Below are 17,653 nucleotides of genomic sequence, written 5' to 3'. Positions count from 1 at the left end.
CGGCTCCTTCTCACTTACGCCCGAACTCTGACATAAGTAGCCAGGCCCATGGCATGGGTCTTTTCAAATGGTGTAAACCATTCGATTAAACCAGGCTCGGGCCGTGCTGGACACCCCGGGTGTGCTACGAGGTGACCTGGCGTTCCTCCGTCGCGGTGCGCCAGGGCGCGGAGGTGTCCGGGGTGTGCTCGGAGGCCCGCCTCTCCCGCTCCAGGGAACGCTCCAGGACGCCCAGCGTCCGCCCCAGGGCGCCCACCACTCCCAGGCCCGCACGCCCCAGGTGGCCGGCGATCTCCGGAGCCGTGTCCCGCACGATGCCCAGGACCTCCTCCAGGACGGGCCGCGGCTCGGGCCCGGTCTCCAGGCGGATGGCCTCCTCCCACACGTCGCCCTTGGGCGGCGGGGCGGTGACCGCGCCGACACCGCGCTTGACGCCCTCGATCAGCAGTTTGCGCTGGAGGCCGTCGACCAGCCTCAGGGCCTCATCGATGATGTCGCCGCTGTTCTCCGCCATCAGATCCTCCTTGGACAAGCCGGTTCTGGTTTCACGTTAACCGCCCCGCGGGCCCGACAGCAGGGCGCCGGGAGAGGATCAGGGAAGGATCAGGGGAGCCCGGATGTTGCACGCCGTGAAATGAAAAGGACACACGACGCGAACGGCGCCTGATGTGCACAAAGCACAGCCCGGGCGTATAGTTCGCGTGCGTAAACGGGTTCCTGACCTGCACGCTCATCGGACGTCACAGGCCGCACCCGCATACATACGACCCGGTGAACAGGGGTCACTGTTGGATACCGAACGGCAACTCGTTCTACTCACGAGTAGCATGAGGTTGTTACGGTCGTCACGTCCTTGAACATCCAGAACCCGTACACGTCCAGGAGCATCACGTGCGCGAATACAGCTCTCCCGCGAAAGCCGAGATCTCCGACGACGCGCGGCTGACCGACACGCTCTACGCACGCGCGGCCGACGAGCCGAACGCCGTCGCCGCCCGCCGCCAGGAGTCCGGACAGTGGCGCGACGTCACCGCCGCGGAGCTGCACGGCGACATCGCCGCCTACGCCAAGGCCCTGATCAACGCCGGAATCGAGCACGGTGACCGGGTCGCCCTGCTGTCGCGCACCCGCTACGAGTGGACCGTCGTCGACTACGCGATCTGGTCCGTGGGCGCGGTCACCGTCCCCGTCTACGAGACCTCCTCCGCCGAGCAGATCGAGTGGATCCTCTCCGACTCCGGGGCCAAGGCGGTCTTCGTCGAGACCGAGGCCCACGCCGAGCGCATCGAGTCCGTCCGCGCGAAGACCCCCGAGCTCAAGGAGATCTGGCGCTTCGACGGCCCGGAGTTCGCCGAGCTGCGCGAGTCCGGCGCCGCCGTCTCCGACGAGGACCTGGAGAAGCGCCGCACCGCGGCCAAGGCCGACGACATCGCCACCCTCATCTACACCTCCGGGACCACCGGGCGCCCCAAGGGCTGCCAGCTGACGCACCGGAACTTCCTCTTCATCGCGCACAGCGCCCTCGAGGGCCCCGCCAAGCAGGTCCTGCGCGGCCGGGAGAACCCCTCGACCCTGCTCTTCCTGCCGCTGGCGCACGTGTTCGCCCGCTTCGTGCAGGTCATGGTCATCGAGGCCAAGGCCACCCTGGGCCACTTCCCCTCCACCGGCCCCGACCTCATCGAGCAGTTCTCGGTGTTCAAGCCGACGTTCCTGCTCGCCGTGCCGCGCGTGTTCGAGAAGGTGTACACCAAGGCCGAGCAGAAGGCGACGGCCGAGGGCAAGGGCAAGATCTTCGCCGCGGCCGCCGACACGGCCATCGCCTACAGCCAGGCGCTGGCCACCGGCCGCATCCCCCTCACCCTCAAGCTCAAGCACGCCCTGTTCAGCAGGCTGGTGTACGGCAAGCTGCTGGCGGCGCTGGGCGGCAACGCCGAGTACGCGGTCTCCGGCGGCTCCGCGCTGGGCGCGCGCCTGGGCCACTTCTTCCGCGGCATCGGGTTCACCATCATCGAGGGCTACGGCCTGACCGAGACCACCGCCCCGACCTCCGTGAACAGCCCGGAGTTCAACAAGATCGGCACCGTTGGGCAGCCGATGCCGGGCACCTCCATCCGGATCGCCGAGGACGGGGAGATCCTCCTCAAGGGCGACCACATCATGGTGGGCTACTGGAACAACGACAAGGCCACCAAGGAGGCGTTCACCGAGGACGGCTTCTACCGCAGCGGCGACCTGGGCTCCCTGGACGACGACGGCTTCCTCAGCATCACCGGGCGCAAGAAGGAGATCATCGTCACCGCGGGCGGCAAGAACGTGGCCCCGGCGGTGCTGGAGGACCGCATCCGGGCGCACGCCCTGGTCAGCCAGTGCATGGTGGTCGGTGACAACCGCAAGTTCATCGCGGCGCTGGTGACAATCGACCCCGAGTCCTTCGAGCAGTGGAAGAACGCGAACAAGAAGACCGGCGAGCTCCCGGAGCTGACCGAGGACCCGGACCTGGTCGCGGCCATCCAGGAGGCGGTCGACCACGCCAACCAGGCGGTGTCCAAGGCCGAGGCGATCAAGAAGTTCAAGATCCTGCCCTCCGACTTCACCGAGGAGAGCGGGCAGATGACCGCCTCCCTGAAGGTGAAGCGCCACGTGGTGAACAAGGAGTGGAGCAAGGAGATCGAGGAGATCTACGCGGGCTGATAACGGGTGGAACCCGTACGCCTGAGCCGGTCCCCCTTTTTCAGGGGGACCGGCTTTTTCGGTCCCGCCGAAACCACCGACATACCGGACACCACTCACCAGGAGCACCACCCGCCCCAGCCCGAGGGGGCGAGGGGGGAAGAACCGGGGCCTCCGCTCCAGGGGGTTCTTCACCGAACCGGGCCCGACCACAGCCAGAGGAAGGACCTCGGCCTCTGTCGCAGGAGGGTTCTTCTCTTCCCTGGAGCCCTCGGCCACAGCCAGAGGACGTCCCTGGGGCCTCCGCCGCAGGGGGCAAGAGCCGCAGGAGGTCCTCCCACCCCAGTCCCAGGGGGCGGGGAGGGGGAACCGGGAGCTGCGCTGCAGGGGGTTGTTGTCTTTTCCTGGAGTCCCCGGCCACAGCCGTAGGGCTTCGCTCAGACCTCCGCTCCAGGGGGTGAAGGCCGCAGGAGGGTTTCCCGCCCCGGACACAGGGGGGCGGGGAGGGGGAACCGGGAGCTGCACCCCAGGGGGGTCGTTCTCTCCCCTGGAGCCCTCGGCCACAGCCGAAGGACATCGCTCGGACCTCCGCCACAGGGGGTGAAGGCCGCAGGAGGGTTTCCCGCCCCAGGCACAGGGGGGTTGAGGGAGGGGGAACCGAGACCTCCGCTCCAGGGGGTGAAAGCGGGGAAGAACCTCGGCCCCGGCCCCAGGGGGGTGGACGGACTTGGAGGTTTCCAGGAGGGTCACCCGTTGGGAAGGGCGGTCTGTGGGGGCTCCCGGCAGCAAGCGTTGGTTTCCAAAGGCTCAGCCGCTTGGAAGGTACAGACTGCGGAGCGTGGGCCCGTCCCGCCGCAGTCGGCGTGCGGCAGACCACCAGACCTGGGCGTTCGACGGACGTCCCGGGTGGTGGGGGCTTGCGGGGCGGGTGCGCGCGAGGCCTGCCCCGCCCGGCCACACAGGTCCACGGAGGAAGGGTCCGCCTGGAAAGGGACGGGCCTGTCCGACCTCGCTTGTAACACCAGCCCCCGCTGGGGTAACCCCAGCCATGAGCGCCCTCCGGCACCACAGGGGGGTGAACCCGAGCGAACACTCCCACCCCCGGCCCCAGGGGGTGAAAGCCGCGGAGAACCTCCCACCCCTGGACCCCGGGGTGAAGGCCGTGAAGGACCTCTCCCACTTGGGAACGGCCGGCACCGAACACCCGCACCGGGCCTGGCTGGGCAGTCCCGGGCCGGTGGCGAGGGCCAGCGCTCCCTCCTCCCTCCACCCCCCTTGGGGTCGGGGCGGGAAGATGCCTGCGGCTTTCACCCCCTGTGGTGCGGGAGGGCGCTCATGGCTGGGGTTACCCCGGCTGTGGTTGGTGTTACAAGCGAGGTCGGGTGCGACCGGCGGGTTCGCAGGCGGACCCTTCCTCCGTGGACCTGTGTGGCCGGGCGGGGCAGGCCTCGGGCGGGGCAGGCCTCGCGCGCACCCGCCCCGTAAACCCCCACCACAGTCGATGTGAGCCCAACGCCCCGGCCTGGTGGTCTGCCGCACGCCGACTGGGGACTGTAAAGATAAGGGTGTAACTCCAAGGGGGTAGGAGTTCACCATGAGTGACAAGGCGCAGGTCAAGAAGGATACTGGCAGGTCGGACGAAGAGCTGGTCGCGGAACTGGTCGCCAAGGCCAAGGCCGAGGGCATCGACCTGGTCGGCGAGAACGGGCTGCTGTCCCGCCTGACCAAGACCACCCTGGAGAACGTCCTGCAAGCGGAGATGGACGCCCACCTGGGCTACGCCAAACACGAACGCTCCGCGCCCGGCAACGGCAGCGGCAGCGGCAACGCCCGTAACGGCACCCGCTCCAAGACCGTCACCACCGAGGCCGGCCCCGTCGAGCTCGACGTGCCCCGCGACCGCGACGGCTCCTTCGAGCCGCAGATCGTCAAGAAGCGCCAGCGCCGCCTGAACGGCGTCAACGGCATCGTGCTCTCACTCTCGGCCCGCGGCCTGACCCACGGCGAGATCTGCGCCCACCTGGCCGAGGTCTACGGGGCGAACGTGTCCAAGCAGACCATCTCCACGATCACCGACGGTGCGATGGACCGGATGGCCGAGTGGCAGAACCGGCCCCTGGACCCCGTCTACCCGGTGCTGTTCGTGGACGCCATCAACGTCAAGATCCGCGACGGCCAGGTCACCAACCGGCCCGTCTACGTCGTGCTCGGGGTGACGGCCGAGGGCGAGCGCGACATCCTGGGTCTGTGGGCGGGCGAGGGCGGTGAGGGTGCCAAGTACTGGGCGCACGTGTTCACCGAGCTGCGCAACCGCGGGGTGGCCGATGTGCTCATGCTGGTGGCCGACGGGGTCAAGGGCATGGGCGAGGCGGTCGAGGCCGTGTGGCCGCGCACGGTGCTGCAGACCTGCATCGTGCACCTGCTGCGCAACAGCTTCCGCTACGCCTCGGTCGCCGATCGGCAGAAGGTCGCCGGCGCGCTGCGGCCGGTCTACTCCGCGGCGACCGAGGAGGCCGCCCGGGAGCGGTTCGCCGAGTTCTGTTCGGTGTGGGGTGAGCGGTATCCGGCGATCGTGCGGTTGTGGGAGCAGGCGTGGGCGGAGATGGTGCCGTTCCTGGCCTTCGATGTGGAGATCCGGCGGGTCATCTGCACCACGAACGCGGTCGAGTCGATCAACGCCCGGATCCGGCGTGCGGTCAAGGCCCGGGGACACTTCCCCAACGAGCAGGCCGCGCTCAAGTGCGTGTATCTGGCGTTGATGGCGTTGGATCCGACCGGGGCGGGTGCGGTGAAGTGGGCCGGCCGGTGGAAGCGAGCGCTGAACGCGTTCGATCTGGCCTTCGACGGGCGGTTGACCGCGACACGCCAGTGACCAAGAAAAACAGTTACACCCTTAACTTGACACACCCGCCGACTGCGACGGGACGGGCCCACGCTCCGCAGTCTGTACCTTCCCAAGCGGCCGGGCTTTTGGAAACCAACGCTTGCTGCCGGGCGCCCCCACAGACCGCCCTTCCCAACGGGTGACCCTCCTGGAAACCTCCAAGTCCGTCCACCCCCCTGAGGCCGGGGCCGAGGTTCTTCCCCGCTTTCACCCCCTGCGGTGCAGGTCCCGGTTCTCCTCCCCTCAACCCCCCTGTGCCTGGGGCGGGGAGCCCTCCCGCGGCTTTCACCCCCTGGACCGGAGCTCCCGGGTCTCCCCCCTTAACCCCCCTGTGCCTGGGGCGGCAAACCCGCCAGCGACCCTCACCCCCGCGGCGGAGGCACCCACAAGGGTTCACGCCTGTGGCCAAGGCCCCCGGTCCGACGAGCCCCCCCCGGGGCGCCAGCACAACCCCCTCCCCCACCCCCTGAGCCCGGGCCGGGAAACCCACCCGCGGCCCTCACCACCCCTGTGTCCGGGACCTGGGGAACGCCCGCCCTCACCCCCTGGAGTCGGAGACGACCCGCCCTCCGGAGGCGCCCTGAACCCCGGACAGCGAACCCCCGCCCAGGACAGCGTTGAAAGCCCTGAAAAGACAGACACACGATGGTCGGCAGAGGAACCACCTCCCCCCCTCAGACGGGGCGGGAATTCCGGGTCACCCCCCCCGAAAAACGCAGGGACCCGGCCCAAGGCCGGGTCCCTGCGGGGCTTCTCACCGTCAGTGGGAAGCGTGCTCCTTCATGACCTCGTCCGAGTGGTGGAGGTGGTGACCCGTGTGCGGGTCCACCCCGTCGAAGGACACGTTGTCCTTCGTGTACCACTCCGCGAGGGCCCGGCGGAAGCGGCCCATGGGCTTGCGCGACGCGGGGTTCCTGACGCCCTTGTCGTCCTCCTCCGGCTCGGTGAGGGCCGTGGAGGTGATCACCGGCTTGCTGGCCAGCACCTCCGTGGTCTCCTCCGAGTTGCGCTTGTGCACCTCGATGAACTCACCGCTGGGCAGCTGCTGGATGATGCCGCTCTCGTACCCGTGCTCCAGGGTCTCCCGGTCACGGCGCTGCAGGCCCAGGCAGATGCGCTTGGCGACGTAGAACGCGATGACCGGCCCGACGATGGCCAGTACACGGAAGATGTACGTGGTCAGGTACAGGTTGATCGAGAACGTCTCCGACAGGATGTCGTTCGACCCGGCGAGCCACAGGACCCCGTAGAACGTGATGCCCGCGGCGCCCACACCGGTGCGGACCGGGGCGTTGCGCGGCCGGTCGGCCACGTTGTGCGCCCGCTTGTCACCGGTGATCCACTGCTCCAGGAACGGCCACGCGGCCAGTCCGCCGAAGATGATGCCCGGAATGATCAGACCCGGCACCAGCACGGCGGTCGGCATCGCGTACCCGAAGATCTGGAAGTCGAACCAGTTCGGGAAGATGCGCAGCGAACCCTCCATGAAGCCCATGTACCAGTCGGGCTGGAGCCCGGAGGTGATGGACGTCGGGGTGAAGGGCCCGAACAGGTGGATCGGGTTGACCTGCACGAACGCACTCAGACCCGCGATCACGGCGAACGTGAAGAAGAAGAACCCGCCGGCCTTGACCGCGAAGCCGGGGAACATCGGGGTTCCCACCACGGTCTTGTCCGTCTTCCCCGGTCCGGGGTACTGGGTGTGCTTCTGGTGCCACAGGATCATGAAGTGCGCCACGATGAGGCCCAGCAGGATCGCCGGGATCAGCAGCACGTGCAGCATGTACAGGCGCGTGATGATGTCCTCGCCGGGGAACTCCCCGCCGAACAGGAACATCGAGACGTACGTGCCGACCAGCGGCAGCGCGAGCATCACGCCCTGGAGGATGCGGACGCCCATGCCGGAGGGCAGGTCGTCCGGCAGCGAGTAGCCGAAGAGGCCCTCGACCATGGCCAGGGCGAAGATCGCGACGCCGATGAGCCAGTTGATCTCACGCGGCTTGCGGAACGCCCCGGTGAAGAAGACGCGGAGCATGTGCACCACGAGCGCCGCGACGAAGATCAGCGCGGCCCAGTGGTGGATCTGGCGGACCAGGAATCCACCGCGCACCGCGAAGTCGATGTGCAGCGTCGAGGCGTACGCCTCCGACATGACGACGCCGTTGAGGCGCTCGTAGGGCCCGTCGTAGACGACCTCCATCATGCTCGGCTTGAACCAGAGCGTGAGGAAGACACCCGTGAGGAGCAGGATGATGAACGAGTACAGCGCGATCTCGCCCAGCATGAACGACCAGTGGTTCGGGAAGACCTTGCGCAGGTTCTTCTCGCCCATCTTGGCGGCGTGGAAGCGGTCGTCGATGAAATTGCCGACGCCGCGCAGCGCCTTGGGTGCTTGCGTGGTCTTGCTCATCGACTAGTCCTTCGCGTAATCCCAGAACGTCGGACCGGGCGGCTCCGTGAAGTCGCCCCTGGCGATGAGGTAGCCCTCATCGTCGACGCCGATGGGCAGCTGCGGCAGCGGCCGGTGGGCCGGGCCGAAGACGACCTTGGCGGCGTCCGACGCGTCGAACGTGGACTGGTGGCACGGGCACAGGATGCGGTGCGTCGTGCGCTCGTAGAGTGCCGCGGGGCAGCCCACGTGGGTGCAGATCTTGGAGTAGGCGATGATCCCGTTGTGCGTCCAGTTCAGACGCGACGCGGACTCACCGTCGACCTCGATCTCCTCCTCCATGCCCGACTTCCAGTCCTCGGCCGGCATCTTGATGAGCAGGATGACGGACTTGGCGGCGTCGTTGAGGCTGATCCCGTGCGGGTAGTGCTCGTCGTCGACGGCGGGGAGGGCGGAGATCATCCCGTACGGGTCGTTCTCCAGGTCCTCGGCGCGCACGTAGCGGTGCGTGCCCTCGACGTACATGCGGCGGCCGTTCTCCCACGGCGTGTTCTTCAGCTTGTCGCCGGGCAGGGGGCCCATGTCGCGCAGCAGCACGACCGGGGCCAGGCCCAGCGGCACCATCGCCAGGATGAGGGTGCGGCGCATGAGCGGGCGCTTGGTGAACCCGCTCTCGTCGGCGCCCTGCATGAAGAAGTCGCTGAAGGACCCCTTCTCCTTGTCGCTGGAGGGCAGCTCGTCGTAGGGCGAGGAGACCTCGTAGTGCGGCATGACCTTGCGGGCCCAGACCGTCATGCCCGCGCCGATACCGAACAGCGAGAGGGTGAGCGAACCACCCAGGAGCGCGTTCGAGTACTGGCCGAGCTGCGGGTCGGCGATGTCGCCCGGGGTGAAGACGAAGTAGGCGACCAGGAACCCGATCCCGCCCAGGAAGGCGAGGACGAACCAGAGGGAGGCGACCTTCTCGCCGCGCCGCTGGACCTCTTCGGACATGAAGTGGGTCTCGGAGGCCGGGTAGGGGCCGCCGTGGTCGCTCTCGGACCGGGCCGTGTCGGTCACGACGGGCTTCTCGTCCGTGGGGGTGCCGACGACGCGCTCGGGCGTCTCGTCACCGGTGCGGTTGGTGTTGTTCTCAGTCATGGGCACGCTGCTTCGCGGTGATCCAGATCGCGCAGGCGATGATCAGGGCGAGGCCGACGACCCACCCGATCAGGCCTTCGGCGACCTGGCCGACCCGCTGGAGGTCGAAGATGCCACCGGCGTTCGGCTCGGCCTGGAGGGTCTTGACGTAGGAGATGAGCTCCTGCTTCTCCTCCGGCTCGAGGACGCCGTCGCTGAACATCGGCATGGCGCCGGGGCCGCTGACCATGGCCTCGTAGATCTCACGCGGAGTCGAGTCGTGGATCTCGGGAGCCCACCGGCCGTCGGTGAGCGCGCCGCCGCCGCCGGACCAGCCGTGGCAGTGGGCGCAGTTGGTCAGGTAGAGGCGCATGCCCATCTCGGTGTCGTCGGCACCGGAGATGTAGGAGTCGTATTCGGCCTGGTACTCCTCGAGGGCGGCCTCGTACTCGGCCTCGGCCTCCTCGACGGCCTCGTGGTAGGCCTCTTCGCTGTCGAAGTCGCTGCGGAGAGGCTTGAAGTCGTCGAAGCTCGGCGCGGCGTCCGGAACGTCGTAGGGGACGTCGGCGCCGCTACCGTCGTTGCGGATCGACTCGTTGTAGTAGGCGATCAGGTTGGCCAGTTCCTGCTCGGTCATGACCATCGGCTTGCGCGGCATCTGCGCGTCCGGGTTCATGGACGGCATGCGGCCGGTGCTGACCTGGAAGTCGATCGCCGCGGGACCGACGTCGCGCAGGTCCGGGCCGGTCTGGCCGCCCGACCCGTCCAGACCGTGGCACGAGGCGCAGGTCTGGTCGAAGATGGTCTTGCCCTCGGCGACGTCCACGTCCTCCGGGGACGGGACGTCAGCGGCGAGGGTCTGCGCCTGCGCCTGGTCGGAGGTGGGCGCCACTGCGGCGTACCCCACCCCGAACAGGGCAAGCGCGAGGATGACGACGACATACCCCGCAAGGGGATGCCGTCGCCGCGCGGTAATCCATTTCACGGTTTCCCCGTTTCGGGTTACTGGATGAAGTAGATGGTTGCGAACAAAGCGATCCAGACCACGTCGACGAAGTGCCAGTAGTAGGACACGACGATCGCACTGGTCGCCTGCTGGTGAGTGAAGCGCTTCGCTGCGTACGTGCGTCCCAGCATGATGAGGAACGCGATCAGACCACCGATGACGTGGAGTCCGTGGAAGCCCGTGGTCAGGTAGAACATCGACCCGTAGGGGCTGGACTGGAGGGTCAGGCCCTCGTGCGCGATGAGTTCGTAGTACTCGTACGCCTGTCCCAGAACGAAGAACAGGCCCATGAAGAACGTGATGAAGAACCACATGCGCAGCTTCTTCACGTCACCGCGCTCGGCGGCCCAGACGCCTGCCTGAGCGGTGAAGCTGGAAGCCACGAGGACCACGGTGATCGTCGACGCCCACGGCACGTTGAGGTGCGTGTCGGGCCATGCCCCGAGGTCGGGGTTGCCGTTGATCACCGATCGGATGGTGAAGTACATCGCGAACAGCGCAGCGAAGAACATGAGCTCGTTGGCCAGCCAAACGATGGTGCCAACGCTCACCAGGTCAGGACGCTTTGCCGCACCATGTGCCGGTGTCGGTGCTGTTTTTGGGTTCGCGGTTGCTGTCGCCACGGGAGCATTATTACGGCATCTCACGGAGGTCCGTACTCGACCCCCCGTAAGGCGGCCGATCAGTGCCGGTACGGACCGTCCCGGGGCCCGGGGGCAGGGCTTTCTCCGTGACTCGGGCGTTACTGTACCGTCCCGGCCGACCGGAGGCCCGGTCCGACGCGCCGGTGGACGGCCCCGCGCGCGTTCTCCGCGCGGCTGAGGCGATCCGTACCCGCCTCGAAACCCCTTCAATCCCCTTCGGCCAACGGCGGGGCAACGAAACGGTCACCGTTGCACAACGCCCGTCCCGGGGCCGGTTAGCGCAGCCCGGGGCGGTACTGGCATCCTGTGGTGTCGAAGGTCTCAGCCCCGCACCGGCGGATCCGGAACTCCTGGGCACCGGGACCGCAAGGCAATAGAGTCAGAGGCATACAGCCAACGAACGCCTCGGCCGCACCCCCCACGGCGGCGGCCCTGGTCCGAAGCGATGGGACGGTTGCGCGATGGTGGACAGCGGTACGGACACGGGTGCCCGGATGCGCGTGCTGGTCTACAGCGACAAGGCCGACACCCGCGAGCAGGTGCGCCTGGCGATCGGCCGCCGCCCGGCCGCGGACGTGCCCAGGGTGGAGATCGTCGAGTGCGCCACGGCGCCGATGGTGCTGCGCAGGCTGGAGGAGACCGACCCCTCCCTGCGCATCGACGTGGCGATCTTCGACGGGGAGGCCGCCCCGGTCGGCGGCATGGGCCTGTGCCGCCAGGTCAAGGACGAGATCTACCAGTGCCCCCCGGTGCTGCTGCTGGTGGGCCGCCGCGACGACGGCTGGCTGGCGACCTGGTCGCAGGCCGAGCAGGTGGTCAGCCACCCGATCGACCCGGTGGCGCTGGCCGGTTCCCTGGCGGAGCTGATGCGCCGCCGGCTCACCGCGCTCAGCGGGTGACCCGGGTGGCGAGTGACAACGGCGAGAGGGACATGCGCCGTCGCCGCGTGGTGGGCGGGGCCCTGAACCACGGCGCCGACACCGGGCGATGGCGCGGGGGTCCCCCGTCCCGTCCCCGGTCGCGCTGAGTTCCCCGACGGCACAGCGCGGCCCCATGCCCTTGTCACCCATGGAGTCCGAATGAACGTCCCCGCCCCCGAGCCCCGAGAGAGTTCCGCCGTCGCCGAGCGGACCTGGGCCAACCTCATCACCGCCCTGCTGGGCGGGACCACCCTCAGCTCCGCCGACACGGCGTGGGCGATGAACGAGATCATGTCCGGTTCGGCGACCGACGCACAGATCGCGGGCTTCGCGATCGCGCTGCGCGCCAAGGGCGAGAGCGTGTCGGAGGTGACCGGCCTGGCCCGCGGCATGCTCGACAACGCGATCCGCATCGAGGTGCCCGGTCCCACCCTGGACATCGTCGGTACCGGCGGCGACCGGGCTCACACGGTCAACGTGTCGACGATGGCGGCGATCGTCGCCTCGGCGGCCGGGGCCCGCGTGGTCAAGCACGGCAACCGGGCGGCGTCCTCCTCCTGCGGCACGGCGGACGTGCTGGAGCGGCTGGGCGTGGTCCTGGACCTGCCGCCGGAGCTGACGGTGCGGGTGGCCCGGGAGGCGGGCATCGCCTTCTGCTTCGCGCCGGTCTTCCACCCCTCGTTCCGGTTCACCGCCAAGCCGCGCCGCGAGCTGGCGGTGCCGACGGTGTTCAACTTCCTGGGACCGCTCACCAACCCGGCGCAGACCACGGCGGCCGCCATCGGCGTGTTCGACGAGCGCATGTGCGAGGTGATGGCCGGGGTGTTCGCCGACCGGGGCGCGTCGGCGCTGGTGTTCCGCGGCGACGACGGCCTGGACGAGCTGACCACCACGACGACCTCGACGGTGTGGGTGGTGCGCGGCGGCGAGGCCCGGCGCGAGTCGCTGGACCCGGCCGACCTGGGGATCGGGCGGTCCGAGCCGGACGCGCTGCGCGGCGGCGACGTGGAGTTCAACGCCCGGGCGGTGCGGGACCTGCTGGCGGGCCGGACGGGTCCGGTGCGCGACGCGGTGCTGCTGAACGCGGGTGCGGCGCTGGCGGCCGTCGACGGGGTCGAGGGGTCGCTGGTGGACGCGGTGCGCGCCGGGTACGAGCGGGCGGTGGCCGCGGTCGACAGCGGTGCCGCCGAGCGGACCCTGGCGGCCTGGGTGGAGACCAGCCAGGAGCTGGCCAAGAGCGCCTAGACCGTTGGCGGGAAAGGCGGGGCGGGCACCGGCGCGGTGCCCGCCCCCTGGCGTGTGCGGCTACCAGCCGATGGCGAAGGCCGACTCCAGGTCGTGCTTGGAGTAGGCCTGGAAGGAGATGTGGGTGTCGGAGGAGATCACGCCGGGCACCTTGTTGACGCGTCCCGGGATGACCTCGGCCAGGTCCTCGTGGCGGCGCACCCGCACCATGGCGATGAGGTCGACCCCGCCGGTGACCGAGTAGACCTCGCTCACGCCGTCGATCTCGGCGATGGCCTCGGCGACCTCGGGGATGCGGTGGACGTCGGCCTTGATCATGACGATCGCGGTGATCACTGTGCCTCCTGGGCGGTGTCGGCGCGGGCGGAGGTCCTGCGGGCCGCGCGCGGCTAGTAGACGTCGGAGAGACGCGTCCCGGAGCGCCATCGCAGCCGGTAGACCACCCATCCCACGACCACCCCGGCGACGAATCCGTACACGTGCGCCGCGTAGGCGACGCCGGAGCCCGCACCGGGGGCGTTCGATGTGGTGACGTAGAGAAGATACTGAAGGACGAAGTAGCTGCCCACCAGGGCCCATCCGGGCAGGCGCATGGGGACCATGCCGAACACCAGGGTGGTGACCCGGCTGCGGAACTGCACGACCAGGTACGCGCCGAGCACCCCGGAGATCGCACCGGAGGCGCCGACCATGGGGATCTGGCCCTGCGGGTCGCCCAGGGCGAACCCGTAGGCGGCGGCCAGGCCGGTGAGCACGTACAGCGCGAGGAACCGCAGCCGCCCGATCCGGTCCTCCACCACCGGGCCGAACACGAACAGGTAGACCATGTTGCCCGCCAGGTGGGCGGCGCCGGAGTGGACGAACATGGAGGCGAACACCGACAGCCACACCTGCTTGCCCGTGATGCTCCCGCACTGGGGGACGACCGGCTCGGCCAGGGCGGTGTGCCCGAACATCTCGGCGGGGACGGCCCCCCAGCGCATGAAGTAGTCCTGGATGGCGCAGAACCGCTCCACCATGTCGGACGGGTACCAGACGGCGGTGGTGGCCTGCGGCGACATCAGGTAGGCCAGGACGTTGGCCGCGATCAGCAGGTAGGCGACGACGGGGGTGCGGCGGACCGGGTGGTCGTCATTGAGCGGTAGCGCGGCCATGCGCCCAGTGTGTCATCTCCGTGTGGGCCTCGGCGGCCCGCAGCGGGCATGTCCACTCGCCGTCGATCTCCACCAGGCGGGTGGCGGGGTGGTCCAGCCAGGCCAGGATCAGCTCGGTCTCCCCGGGCAGGGCGGCGGGCAGCGGGGGGACCGCCGGTTCGACGGTCTCCGCGGTGGCGGTCAGGGCGCCCAGGAACGCGGCGGGGTCGGTGCCGGGCTCCAGGACGGCGCTGGCGGCCAGTCTGCCGTGGCGGACCACGCAGGTGTCCCAGCCGGTGGGGCCGCGCCGGGTGGCGACCAGGTGGGGGACGGCGGCGAGGGCGCCCATGCGCTGGGCGCGGCGGGCGCCGCGCAGGAACGCGGCGAGGCGGTCGCGCAGGGCCGCGGCCTCCTCGTAGCGCAGGGCCGCGGAGAGTTCGGCGATGCGCCCGGTGTGGGCGGCCACGACGGCGTCGGGGTCGCCGGTCATGGCGGTCCGGGCCGCGTCGGCGTGTCCGAGGTAGGCGGCCAGGGGTTCGGTGCCGTCGCAGGGCGCGCCGCAGCGGCCCATCTGGGCGAGCACGCAGGGGGCGACGCCGGCGGTGCCGCCGGGGGTGAGCCGGTGCGTGCACTGCCGCAGCGGCAGGGCGTGCAGCAGCGCCTCCTTGGCCTGCTCGGCCTCGGCGGCCGAGGTGTAGGGGCCGATGTAGGGGGCTCCGTCGTCCTTGACCGTGGTGACCACGGACAGGCGCGGGTAGGCCTCGGCGGTGAGGGTGACCCAGCGGACCCGCTCGGGGTTGCGCGAGCGCCGGTTGTAGGGGGGTTTGCGTTCGGCGATGATGCGCAACTCGCGCACCGAGGCCTCCAGGTCGGTGGCGCACACGATGGGGGTGACGCCCGCGACCACGCCCGCCATCTCCCGGATGCGCTGCCGGTTCTCGGCGGCGGTGAAGTAGGAGGCGACCCGGCGGCGCAGGTTGTTGCTCTTGCCCACGTACAGGTCGGCGCCGCGCGCGTCGGTGAACACGTAGACGCCGGGGCGTTCGGGCAGCCCCTCGGCCAGGTGCCGCTTGGCGCGCTGCGCCTTGGTGGGCGGTTTGGTGACCGCGCGCAGCTCTTCGAGGCTGCCCACCCCCAGCCGGGTGAGGCGGTCGACGAGCCCGGTGAGGACGGTGACGGTGGCGCGCGCGTCGTCCAGGGCCCGGTGGTTGGGCGTGACCGGTGAGCCGAAGAAGGCGGCCAGGGTGCCCAGCCGGTGGTTGCGGGTCTGGCCCTGGGGCAGGACGGCGCGGGCCAGGCGCAGGGTGTCCACCACCGGCGGGTCCGGCCAGGCCAGTCCGTGGCGCTCACAGGCGGCCTTGAGGAACCCGACGTCGAAGGGGGCGTTGTGGGCGACCAGGGCGGTGTTCTCGCGGGCGGTGAGGAAGTCCAGCACCCGGGGCAGCACCTCCTCCACGGGCGGGGCGGTGGCCACCATGGACTGGGTGATGCCGGTCAGCAGGGTGATCTCGGCGGGGATGAGCACTCCGGGGTCCACGAGCGAGGTGAACTCCTCCTCGACCCGTCCGCCGCGCACGCGCACCGCTCCGACCTCGGTGATCCGGGAGTTGGTGGCGCTGGTGCCGGTGGTCTCCAGGTCGAGCACGACGAAGGACACGGCGCCCAGCGGGGTGCCGATGTCACCGATGTCGAGTTGCACGCCTTCGGGCGCCGCGGACCGTCGAACCACCCGGTCAGGGTATTCGGAGGTGACGACCGAACACGGCCGCCCTCCGGTCCCGGCCACCCGACGTGGAAAGATGTGGGTGGTGGGGCGCGTGCCCCGTGCCGTACACGACCAAGAGGAGGAACCGTGGGGATCGCGATGCCGGGTGACAATGAGCGGTGGCGGTGCACCGGATGCGGCAACCTCACGCGGTTCGACGTGACGCGCACGGTCCGGTCCCGGGACTTCGTGCACCTGGACCTGTCGGGTGAGGGCCGGGTCGAGGAGCGCAGCGTGCTGTCCGAGACGATCGAGCAGGTCACGTGCCGCTGGTGCGGGGCCGCGGACCGCATCGAGACCATCGCCCGCCCCGACGCCGACCGGTCGGTCTCCGACACTTCGGCTGAGAGCCCGACGGGTCGGGCATGAGCACCCGCCCGGAGGCCGGTGACTCCGGGAGCGGGGCGGTGCCCGCGCACGGCCGGGAGGAGGACGGGGAACGGCTGCTGCGCCCCCTGCCCGAGCCCGTGCGCTCCCGCGTCGTCGACTACGGGGCCGACGTGCTGGGCGGCATGCGCGCCTCCGAGCTGCCGGCCCCGCTGCGGCGGGTGGCCCGGTTCGAGCCGCGCCGCCGGGCCCGGCTCGCCGGGCCGCAGATCGCCGCCCAGCTGGAGAACGACCCGGCGTTCCGGTCCCTGGTGGCCGAGCGGGTCGAGCAGGTGTGGCCCGAGTTGGCCGAGGGGCTGCGTTCGGGCGTGGTCCCCCCGGCCGCCGACCCCGTGGCGGTGGGGGCCTGCGCCTACCTGCTGCGTCCGCGCGGGTGGGCCGACATCGTCGAGGGCGTCCACCGCGAGCTGGAGCGGGAGGCCGGGGCCAAGGAGGCCGACGAGGCCGCGGAGGCCCTGGAGGAGGCGAACCGCCGCCTGGCCCGGGTCCAGGAGGAGCACCGGGTCGAGATGGAGCGGCTGCGCACCCGGCTCAAGGAGCACAAGGCCGAGATCTCCGAGCTGCGCCAGAAGGTGCACACGGAGCGGCGCCGTGCCCGGGAGGCGGCGGCGCACGCCGAGGAGGTGGCGCTGCAGGCCGACGAGCGCGCTGCGGAGGCCACCGGCCGGGTCGGTTCGCTGGAGTCGGAGAACCGGCGGCTGAAGTCGCGGCTGGCGGCCGCCGAGGCCCAGGTGGAGAACGCCCGGCGGGCCGTGCGGGCGGGCCGCAACGCCGACGAGGCGCGGCTGCGCGTCCTGCTGGACGTGCTGGTCGACGCCTCCCACGGGCTGCGCCGCGAGCTGGCGCTGCCGGCGGCGGTGGACTCCCCCGCGGACCTGGTGGCGGCCGAGTCCGACGAGCGCCGCCGGGTGTCGCTGGGCGGGCTGCCCGACGACGACCCCGGCCTGCTGGAGCACCTGCTGACGGTGCCGCGCGTACACCTGCTGGTGGACGGCTACAACGTCACCAAGACCGGCTACGGGACCCTGCCGCTGGCCGACCAGCGCACCCGGCTGCTGTCCTCCCTGGAGGGGCTGGCCAGCCGGACCAAGGCGGAGATCACCTGTGTGTTCGACGGCGCCGACGTGGACGCCCCGCCTGCGGTGGCGCAGACGCGGCGGGTGCGGCTGCTGTTCAGCGCCCCCGGCGAGACCGCCGACGAGCTGATCGTGCGCCTGGTGCGTGCCGAGCCGCCCGGGCGACCGATCGCCGTGGTCACCTCCGACCGGGAGATCGTGGGCGCGGTGCGCCGGGCCGGGGCGCGGGCGATCTCCTCGCCCATCTTCCTGCGCAGGCTGGAGTCGCACGGGTGACCCGGGGGCGGTGTCCGGCACCGCACCCGGCCCCCCGCCCCGCTGAGATCCGTGCCATGTGACCGGCCGCGTGGTTGAGCCGTGCCGTACGGTCCGCTAGGTTCTAGCGGGAACGTGAGTGCTCTACCGGATAGAACAC

General features: G+C 70.3%; 14 protein-coding genes. 6 read left to right on the top strand and 8 right to left on the bottom strand.

The window, feature by feature from the left end:
- Positions 1–124: 124 nt before the first annotated feature.
- Entirely contained in the window at positions 125–514 is a 390-nt protein-coding gene (locus ACSUPR_RS24885) for a hypothetical protein (RefSeq protein WP_436887142.1), read from the bottom strand.
- A 377-nt stretch (positions 515–891) separates the two neighbouring features.
- Between ACSUPR_RS24885 and ACSUPR_RS24880 the strand changes: the two genes are divergently transcribed.
- Complete coding sequence (locus ACSUPR_RS24880) at positions 892–2,691, top strand: AMP-dependent synthetase/ligase (protein WP_436887141.1); 1,800 nt, start codon at positions 892–894, stop codon at positions 2,689–2,691.
- Positions 2,692–4,264: 1,573 nt separating this feature from the next.
- Entirely contained in the window at positions 4,265–5,542 is a 1,278-nt protein-coding gene (locus tag ACSUPR_RS24875; RefSeq protein WP_436885469.1) for an IS256 family transposase, read from the top strand.
- Between the two features lie 772 nt (positions 5,543–6,314).
- Here ACSUPR_RS24875 and qcrB read toward each other — a convergent pair.
- From qcrB to ctaE, 4 genes are read right to left on the bottom strand one after another with little or no spacing between them, the layout of a single operon-like run.
- Positions 6,315–7,964, bottom strand: a complete 1,650-nt coding sequence (qcrB, locus tag ACSUPR_RS24870; RefSeq protein WP_436887140.1) for a cytochrome bc1 complex cytochrome b subunit — start codon at positions 7,962–7,964, stop codon at positions 6,315–6,317.
- A gap of 3 nt (positions 7,965–7,967) precedes the next feature.
- Complete coding sequence (qcrA, locus tag ACSUPR_RS24865; protein ID WP_436887139.1) at positions 7,968–9,083, bottom strand: cytochrome bc1 complex Rieske iron-sulfur subunit; 1,116 nt, start codon at positions 9,081–9,083, stop codon at positions 7,968–7,970.
- Positions 9,076–10,047, bottom strand: a complete 972-nt coding sequence (locus ACSUPR_RS24860; protein WP_436887138.1) for a cytochrome c — start codon at positions 10,045–10,047, stop codon at positions 9,076–9,078. The genes qcrA and ACSUPR_RS24860 overlap by 8 nt, the downstream gene beginning before the upstream one ends.
- Positions 10,048–10,064: 17 nt before the next feature.
- On the bottom strand, positions 10,065–10,691 hold the full coding sequence (gene ctaE, locus ACSUPR_RS24855) for an aa3-type cytochrome oxidase subunit III (protein ID WP_436887137.1): 627 nt from the start codon (positions 10,689–10,691) through the stop codon (positions 10,065–10,067).
- A 482-nt stretch (positions 10,692–11,173) separates the two neighbouring features.
- On the opposite strand from ctaE, the gene ACSUPR_RS24850 reads away from it, so the two are divergent.
- Positions 11,174–11,611 (top strand): hypothetical protein, encoded by a 438-nt coding sequence (locus ACSUPR_RS24850; RefSeq protein ID WP_436887136.1) that lies wholly within the window; start codon positions 11,174–11,176, stop codon positions 11,609–11,611.
- A 180-nt stretch (positions 11,612–11,791) separates the two neighbouring features.
- Positions 11,792–12,877: an anthranilate phosphoribosyltransferase gene (trpD, locus tag ACSUPR_RS24845; protein ID WP_436887135.1), complete on the top strand. Its 1,086-nt coding sequence runs from the start codon at positions 11,792–11,794 to the stop codon at positions 12,875–12,877.
- 60 nt (positions 12,878–12,937) lie between these two features.
- On the opposite strand, the gene ACSUPR_RS24840 is transcribed toward trpD, so the two are convergent.
- Genes ACSUPR_RS24840 through ACSUPR_RS24830 form a run of 3 tightly spaced genes read right to left on the bottom strand, consistent with a single transcriptional unit; the run spans position 12,938 to position 15,739 of the window.
- Positions 12,938–13,213 carry an Lrp/AsnC family transcriptional regulator gene (locus ACSUPR_RS24840; protein ID WP_436887134.1) on the bottom strand — a complete coding sequence of 92 codons (276 nt, stop codon included), beginning with the start codon at positions 13,211–13,213 and terminating at the stop codon, positions 12,938–12,940.
- A 53-nt stretch (positions 13,214–13,266) separates the two neighbouring features.
- Positions 13,267–14,031, bottom strand: a complete 765-nt coding sequence (locus ACSUPR_RS24835) for a rhomboid family intramembrane serine protease (protein WP_436887133.1) — start codon at positions 14,029–14,031, stop codon at positions 13,267–13,269.
- Positions 14,009–15,739 (bottom strand): DEDD exonuclease domain-containing protein, encoded by a 1,731-nt coding sequence (locus ACSUPR_RS24830; RefSeq protein WP_436887132.1) that lies wholly within the window; start codon positions 15,737–15,739, stop codon positions 14,009–14,011. The genes ACSUPR_RS24835 and ACSUPR_RS24830 overlap by 23 nt, the downstream gene beginning before the upstream one ends.
- 123 nt (positions 15,740–15,862) lie before the next feature.
- Between ACSUPR_RS24830 and ACSUPR_RS24825 the strand changes: the two genes are divergently transcribed.
- Both ACSUPR_RS24825 and ACSUPR_RS24820 read left to right on the top strand, forming a co-directional pair.
- Complete coding sequence (locus ACSUPR_RS24825) at positions 15,863–16,144, top strand: hypothetical protein (protein WP_436887131.1); 282 nt, start codon at positions 15,863–15,865, stop codon at positions 16,142–16,144.
- Positions 16,141–17,514 (top strand): NYN domain-containing protein, encoded by a 1,374-nt coding sequence (locus ACSUPR_RS24820; protein WP_436887130.1) that lies wholly within the window; start codon positions 16,141–16,143, stop codon positions 17,512–17,514. Before ACSUPR_RS24825 ends, ACSUPR_RS24820 begins: the two co-directional genes overlap by 4 nt.
- Positions 17,515–17,653 lie beyond the last annotated feature (139 nt).

This window comes from Nocardiopsis dassonvillei, assembly GCF_964273065.1.
In the GTDB taxonomy this organism is placed as follows: domain Bacteria; phylum Actinomycetota; class Actinomycetes; order Streptosporangiales; family Streptosporangiaceae; genus Nocardiopsis; species Nocardiopsis dassonvillei_B.
The sequence above is the reverse complement of the archived record's forward strand: the minus strand, read 5'-3'. Positions and strand labels throughout refer to the sequence as shown.

Excerpts from the sequence above, each read along its gene's own strand:
- ACSUPR_RS24885 (WP_436887142.1), bottom strand. The coding sequence starts at position 514 with ATGGCGGAGAACAGCGGCGACATCATCGATGAGGCCCTGAGGCTGGTC.
- ACSUPR_RS24875 (WP_436885469.1), top strand. The coding sequence starts at position 4,265 with ATGAGTGACAAGGCGCAGGTCAAGAAGGATACTGGCAGGTCGGACGAA.
- qcrB (WP_436887140.1), bottom strand. The coding sequence starts at position 7,964 with ATGAGCAAGACCACGCAAGCACCCAAGGCGCTGCGCGGCGTCGGCAAT.
- qcrA (WP_436887139.1), bottom strand. The coding sequence starts at position 9,083 with ATGACTGAGAACAACACCAACCGCACCGGTGACGAGACGCCCGAGCGC.
- ACSUPR_RS24850 (WP_436887136.1), top strand. The coding sequence starts at position 11,174 with ATGGTGGACAGCGGTACGGACACGGGTGCCCGGATGCGCGTGCTGGTC.
- trpD (WP_436887135.1), top strand. The coding sequence starts at position 11,792 with ATGAACGTCCCCGCCCCCGAGCCCCGAGAGAGTTCCGCCGTCGCCGAG.
- ACSUPR_RS24835 (WP_436887133.1), bottom strand. The coding sequence starts at position 14,031 with ATGGCCGCGCTACCGCTCAATGACGACCACCCGGTCCGCCGCACCCCC.
- ACSUPR_RS24820 (WP_436887130.1), top strand. The coding sequence starts at position 16,141 with ATGAGCACCCGCCCGGAGGCCGGTGACTCCGGGAGCGGGGCGGTGCCC.